Source organism: Corynebacterium sp. HMSC074A09 (assembly GCF_001811545.1).
Classification (GTDB): domain Bacteria; phylum Actinomycetota; class Actinomycetes; order Mycobacteriales; family Mycobacteriaceae; genus Corynebacterium; species Corynebacterium hiratae.
On the sequence record NZ_KV805155.1, the window covers coordinates 162,383 to 169,278 of the forward strand.

Sequence of the window (6,896 nt, forward strand, 5' to 3'; positions counted from 1 at the left end):
CAAGAAAGGATCGCCATGACCAAGCCATTGACCACATACGTTCCGGATGAAGGACTGACCTTCTTTAAGCCACAAACTTTGGCTCAGTATTTCTCGGAGCACGCCGAAAATACCCCAGAGAAGACCGCAATCTACTTTTACGGGTCTGAATTCACTTATGGATGGCTTGAGCAAAAGGCACTGGCACTAGCAACCACCTTGGCGCAAGAGGGGATCCAGGCTGGAGACGTAGTCGCGCTGTACATGCAAAACTGCCCGCAGTTTGTAATTTCCTATCTCGCTGTTCAGAAGCTAGGCGCGGTTGTCAGTCCTTGTAACCCCATGCTCAAAGCAAAGGAACTGTCGTATCAGCTCAATGACCTAGAAGCAGTTGCTCTCATCGCTAGCGAAGAACTACTCGTTGAATACGAAAAAGCAGACGACACTTCAGTTCGTACTCTAATTGTTACTTCTTTCGACGATGCTCTGGAACGTGAAGAGCACTCAAAGGAATTCAACTTCCGCATGCCGGACCGGCGCACTCCTGCTCTCGACCATATTTCTTGGGAGAGGGCAACTACTCAGAGCAAGCTTGTGGACAAAGCAGAGTCTTTCCTGAGCCCAGAAATCAATCTGGATGAAGACTGCGCATTAATCATTTACACCTCTGGTACTAGCGGATTGCCCAAAGGCGCAATGCTGTCTTACACAAACTGCACTTTCAAAGCTAACTGCGTCGCAGCTAACTTTGGATATACATCGTCTGACAAGGTTTCAGCCTCAATGCCGATTTTCCATGTGGCTGGAAAAATCGTTGGAATGTCTGCTGTCTTCGTTGCGGGTGCTTCGATGATTCTTCAAGCGCGCTTCGATGGTGAGGACTTCGTAACTATGGCATCTCGGTACGGGATGACGGTCTCATACACAACGCCACCGATGAATACTGAAATCCTAGCTACGGATCGCGCTTCTCAAATGGACAAGCTTCGTGTATGCATGGGCACGAGCTTTGGCTCACAAATCACGGAATCACTGTCCAATCAGTGGAAAGAACAAACCGGTCAAGACTTCTTTGAGTTTGCCTACGGAATGAGTGAGACTCATACAGCAGATGCAATGACCCCTCCTGGGCAGATCGTTTGGGGAAGCACTGGGCGGCCTACTTTCCAGACCGACATCAAGATCACTGATCCGGAAGACCGCAGCCGTGAGCTTGGCCCCGGCGAGTTAGGCGAAATCAGTATAGAAAGCCCAGCGGTCTTCCTCGGCTATAAGGGAAAGCCAGAAGCCACGGCCGCTGCAAAGGTCGGTCAGCGGTACTTCTCAGGCGACATGGGATATTTGGACGAGAATGGCTACCTCTTCTTCGAAGGTCGCTTCAAAGAGATGATCAAATCCAATGGTTATTCGGTCTTCCCAGAAGAAGTGGAAAAATACCTCCAAGACCATCCAGCCGTCCAGCAGGCTGTGGCGGTGGGTTACCAAGACGACCGCCGAGGAGAATCCGTCAGAGCCTTCATTGTGCTGCGTTCTGAATACAAGGGAGTGACCTCTGAGGAGGAAATCATCTCTTGGGCAAAGGAGAATATGGCGGCCTACAAATACCCAAGGTCGGTGCGATTCATCGACGAGGTCCCCAAGACTGCAACTGGCAAGATGTTGCGGGCTAAGCTGCGCGAATAGATAAGCACAGTAGCGCCAATCCCAGCTACACTGCATGTAATCATGAGCGAGTTTGGCGAGATTCTGAACCACCTAAGCACTGGCACCCGTGTCCCCGACGAGCTGCGCGAGCAACTGGCAGCCGAGGAGCTTGGCGCGCTTCGGGCCGTTGAGGAAACCATGCGCGCCAACCACACGTGGCGGGTGATGTCGACGAAGCTGCTCGACGTCTCCCAGATGCTCAACTCAGGCCGCGAATCCACCGACATCCTCCAGGCGATTGTGCGCCACGCACGCTCCACCATCGGCACGGAGGTGGGCTACCTCAGCCTCAACGATGAGGACACCGGCTTTACCAAGGTGCTGGCCACCAGCGGTGTCGTAACTGAGGAATTCCGCACCATCAACATGCCGATGGGCTCCGGAATCCTCGGCATCGTGGCCGCCACTAACCGCCCGGCGTGGACCTATGACCATTCTGTGGATCCCAACGTCACGCACGTGGATTACGTGGACCGTGCGGTAGAAGCCGAAGGAATCCGCGGGATCCTCGGCGCCCCGATCCGCATTTCTGGGCGCACCATCGGCGCGCTTCTCGTGGGGGATCGCCACCCGCGTCACTACACGCACGAGGAGATCGCAGCGCTCGAGGTGCTCGGCTCTATTACCTCCGTGGCGCTGGAGAATGCCCAAGTCATTGAGAGCCAGGGCGAATCCGTCGCGGAGCTTACCCGCTCCCAAATTGCGCTGAGCCGCCACGTGGACGAATTGCAGTGGCTCAACGACGTCAACACGCAGCTGCTCCACGTGCTGATGAACAATCCCAGCTTCGAGGAGCTCGAGCGCGTGCTAGCTAAAAGCCTCGATGCGCCGGTCACGCTGTGGACCGCGGAGGATGCCCCGGACACTCCCCCAACCAGCACGTTCCCCGTGGAGTTTAACGGGCGGGCGCTGGGCACGATTGGTGTGGACAAGGAGCTCAGCGACGCCGAACTGCGCGTCATCAGCCACGCCTCTGCGGCCTTTACCGCGATTGCGCTCTTTGCCGAAGCGCTTGTCGACGCCACCGCGCGCAAAGTCGATGACCTCGTCTACGCCGTAGCACTAGGCAACGCCGGGCGCGAAGAGATCGTCCGCCTGCGCCACCTCACAGGCATCAGCCTGAACTCTTCGACACAGCTGTATTTCGTGGGCCTGCACTCGGCCAAGAACTTGCCCACCCGCCCGCAGCTGGAGCACCTCCTGCCGGGTAACGCCGCCATTACGCACCACGACCAACACGTGTGCGTGCTGTACCAACCGGATCGGGATATCGATAAGGCGCTGGCCCCACTGCTGTCTGAATTCTCTGAGTTGACAGTCTCCGCCATCGGCTTCGACGGCCTGAGCTCCGCGCGCAGCGCCCACGATTCCGCCATGGCCTACCTGGATTCAGCACTCGCTTTGGGCTTGCGCGGCCAGCTGGTCACCGAGGACTCCCTGGGCACGGTAGGCCTCATCCTGGGCGCGGACCCGCAGGCACTGAACGCGCTGTCTACGCGCACCATCGGCCCGCTGGTGCACTACGACGAGGAACACTCCACCGAGTTGACTGCTACCGCGCACCACTACTTGCTCTCCGGGCACAGCATCCCGCAGACCGCCCGGGCGATGTTCATCCACCCCAACACAGTGCGCCAACGCCTCGATCGGATCGCTGAGCTCATGGGTGAGGAGTGGGCCGTGGGCCAGCGCGGCCTCGATGTCTTTGTGGCGTTGCGCGCCCACTCCCTCAGCAGGTAGAGAATTCCCCACCCATACAACTATTGAGTGTAGGTTTTCCCACACCATTCCCGCCCTTCCCGACGTGACGTGGCGTACATTGCGATGTATTAACCCCATCCGATGTCTGGAGGTATCAATGTCTGACACGATTACCATTCGCGGCGCCGTTCTGGAGCGCTCCGGCGACGAGCGCCCCTACGCCGACTCCAAGCCGATCACCGTGAGCGAGCTCGAGCTCTCCGCTCCCGGCGAGGGCGAGATCCTGGTCAAGATCACCGCTGCTGGCCTGTGCCACTCTGACCTTTCCGTGGTCAACAACAACCGCCCCCGTCCGCTGCCGATGCTGCTGGGCCACGAGTCCGCCGGCATCGTCGAAGAGATCGGCCCGGGTGTTACCAACGTCAAGGTCGGCGACCACGTGGTCATGACCTTCCTCCCGCGCTGCGGTGAGTGCGCCGGCTGCAAGACCGACGGCAAGATGCCGTGTGAGGTTGGCTCCAAGACCAACAACGAGGGCACCCTCATCCGCGGCACCCGCCACCTCACCCGCAACGGTGAGACGATCCAGCACCACCTCGGTGTCTCCGGCTTCGCCACCCACGCCGTGGTCTCCGAGCTCTCCGTCGTGCCAGTGGGCTCCGATGTCCCGGCGGACATCGCCGCTATTCTCGGCTGCGCCATCCTCACCGGTGGCGGCGCCGTGCTCAACGAGATCGATCCAAAGCCGGAGGACAGCATCGCCGTCGTCGGCCTCGGTGGCGTTGGCATGGCCGCCATCATTACCGCCGCTGCGCTCGGCGTGAAGGAGATCGTGGGCATCGACATGCAGAAGGACAAGTGCGAGAAAGCCATCGAAATCGGCGCTACCTCCGCGATGACCCCACAGGAAGCTGAGGAGTCCGGCAAGAAGTTCACCGCTGTCGTGGAGGCCGCCGGCCACCCGAAGGCACTGGAAACCGCCTACAAGGTCACCGCACCGGGTGGCCTGACCGTCACCGTCGGCCTGCCGGCACCGGGCTCCACCATCACCATCGACCCGCTGGTGATGACTGCCGAGGCGCGCCGCGTCCACGGCTGCTACCTGGGCTCCTCCGTCCCGTCGAAGGACATCCCGAAGTACGAGCAGCTGTGGCGTGAGGGCAAGCTCAACGCTGAGGCCCTCATCTCCGACCACATCAAGCTCGAGGACATCAACACCGCCATGGACCGCCTATCCGACGGTGTAGCACTGCGCCAGATCATCGAGTTCGACTAACCAAGGTTCGACTAAACTTCAAGCACTAAACCTCAACGAACCTCTCACCTTTCCTCACCAAGCCCCGCGCGCTTCACGCCCGCTGGGCTTGGTCCCTTTTCTTTGAAAGGAGGCCGTCATGGCCGAAACCACCGAACCCGAAGAGCAGGGCATCGGTCAAGCTTCACCCCACTGGAAGATGGGGCCCTTCGATGTCCGCCTCCCCTTCGTGCACTACCGCATGGAGTGGCCGGACTTCGCCCAAGGCTTGTTCATGTGTGTGGTGGACTTGGGCGCTATCCCCCTGATGACTGAGGCCCTCGGCATGCCTTACGAGGCGGCACTGGCCGTCGTTATGCTCAACGGCCTGCTCTACCTCACCCACCACCTCTTGGGCGACCCGGTTGTCCCGGGCTGGATTACCCCGGCGATTCCGTTGCTGACGGTCTACATCCAGACCTTCCCGGAGGGTGAGCAGCGTGTGTTGGCGCTCATCAGCTTCCAGCTCTTGCTAGGCATATTCTCATTAACGCTAGGCATAACGGGATGGGCATCGAAGGTCGTCCGACTCATTCCCTCTGGCTTGCGCTCCGGCATCGTCCTTGGCGCTGGTATCGCTGCCATCATCTCGGTGTTCCAGGAAGGCGGGCGTTTCCACTCCTTCCCCATTACCATCACCATTGCGGTGGCTGTGGCCTTCTTCCTCATGTACTCCCGTGGCTTCCAAGCCCTGCGACAGAAGGCCGCCGGTTGGCGCTTCCTGGCTTCGCTAGGCATCCTGCCTGCTATCTTCGTCGCGGTCTTCGTCGCACCGCTGGCTGGCGAGGCTCCCTGGCCGGACGTGGAGTGGGGCTTTTCAAAACCTGACTTCATGACCTTGTGGTCTGAGTACACCGTCTTCGGTGTCGGTCTTCCGCCGGCGCACATGTTCCTCACCGCTATCCCCACGGTGTTGGCTGCGTACATCGTTGTTTTCGGTGACGTCCTGCAGGCTAACGCCGTTCTCAAGGAAGCCGACCACGTCCGCACGGACGAGGCCGTGGTCTACAGTCCGTCGCGCGCGCACCTGCTCTTCGGCGGCCGCAACATGCTGATGTCCATCATCGGCCCGGACATCGCCATGTGTGGCCCGCTGTGGGCGGCGATGCACGTGGTCATCGTTGAACGCTACAAGCAGGGCAAGCGCGCCATGCGCACCATCTTTGGCGGCGCGGGCTCTTTCCGTTGGGGTACCAACACAGGCCTCCTCCTGCTGCCGATTACCTCCTTCGTGGAGCCCATCCTGCCGGTGGGCTTGGCACTGACGCTCATCATTCAGGGCTTCGTGTCTGTACGCGTGGGCATCATGGAAGCCAAGAACCAGAAGGATCTGGGTATCGCAGGCGTTACCGCCGGCGTGCTGGCCACCCAGGGTGCCGCATGGGGATTCGCCGCCGGCATCATCATGGTTCTGGTCATCTACGGCAAGGACATGTTCAAGGACGAACGCGACGGCACCATCCGCAACTTCGATGAAATCGATCCGGAAGAGGGCTTCGCCGACGCCCAAGCGGACTTCACCGAGCTGGCTGAGCTCAACGATCTGGACGCTGAGGGACGCCCGATCGATCCGAACGCCCCGAAGCCGAAGGACACCAGAAGCTAGACACCCAGAAACTAAACAGCGCGACACAGTGCCTGTGAACAGGCCTGAGTGCAAGACAATGCTCGGGCCCCGAACACGGCGCCCGCACTGCTTAGCCTCTCCTCTTTAGATGGTCCCTTTACTCTGGTCTCTTAGCAGAGTAAAGGGACCATCTTTCTCTGGTTTTCAGCACACAGATGGTCCCTCATCCCAGATGAGGGACCAAAGTAGAGAGACCAAACGAATAAGACCATCTGCGCAGTAGCGCCCGTGCGGCGGCACCGGTACGACGCCACGTGGTTAGCTAAACGCCGCCTCCCCCGTCAGCACCCGCCCCAGAATCAGCGTGTGGATCTCATCGGTGCCCTCGTAGGTGCGCACTGATTCCAGATTGGCGGCGTGGCGCAGCGGCGAGTAGTCCGCGGTGATACCGTTGCCGCCCAGGATGGTGCGGGCCTGGCGGCAAATGTCGATCGCAGTGCGGCAGTTGGCTAGCTTGCCCACCGAGATTTGGTGGGGCTCCAGCGTGCCCGCATCCTTGGCGCGGCCCAGGTTCAACGCCAGCAGCTGCCCCTTGTTCAGCTCCACCGCCATATCCACCCCTGACTTAGGCCAATTTAGTGCGGAAGTTCG

General features: G+C 59.8%; 5 protein-coding genes. 4 read left to right on the forward strand and 1 reads right to left on the reverse strand.

Annotation, left to right across the window (positions count from 1 at the left end; all coding sequences use genetic code 11):
- Nucleotides 1-15 precede the first annotated feature (15 nt).
- The 4 genes from HMPREF2807_RS09655 to HMPREF2807_RS09670 all read left to right on the forward strand — a co-directional run bounded on the left by HMPREF2807_RS09655 (nucleotide 16) and on the right by HMPREF2807_RS09670 (nucleotide 6,284).
- Entirely contained in the window at nucleotides 16-1,662 is a 1,647-nt protein-coding gene (locus HMPREF2807_RS09655) for an AMP-binding protein (RefSeq protein ID WP_070512336.1), read from the forward strand.
- 42 nt (nucleotides 1,663-1,704) lie between these two features.
- A complete protein-coding gene (locus HMPREF2807_RS09660) occupies nucleotides 1,705-3,423 on the forward strand; it encodes a helix-turn-helix domain-containing protein (RefSeq protein WP_070512339.1) in 1,719 nt (572 codons plus the stop codon).
- 118 nt (nucleotides 3,424-3,541) lie between these two features.
- A complete protein-coding gene (locus tag HMPREF2807_RS09665) occupies nucleotides 3,542-4,660 on the forward strand; it encodes an alcohol dehydrogenase catalytic domain-containing protein (RefSeq protein WP_070512342.1) in 1,119 nt (372 codons plus the stop codon).
- 118 nt (nucleotides 4,661-4,778) lie between these two features.
- Nucleotides 4,779-6,284, forward strand: coding sequence for a permease family protein (locus HMPREF2807_RS09670; protein WP_070512345.1), 1,506 nt, complete (start codon nucleotides 4,779-4,781; stop codon nucleotides 6,282-6,284).
- 279 nt (nucleotides 6,285-6,563) lie between these two features.
- Here HMPREF2807_RS09670 and HMPREF2807_RS09675 read toward each other — a convergent pair.
- Nucleotides 6,564-6,896: acyl-CoA dehydrogenase family protein (locus tag HMPREF2807_RS09675; protein ID WP_255365584.1), on the reverse strand; the 333-nt coding region annotated here is incomplete at its 5' end.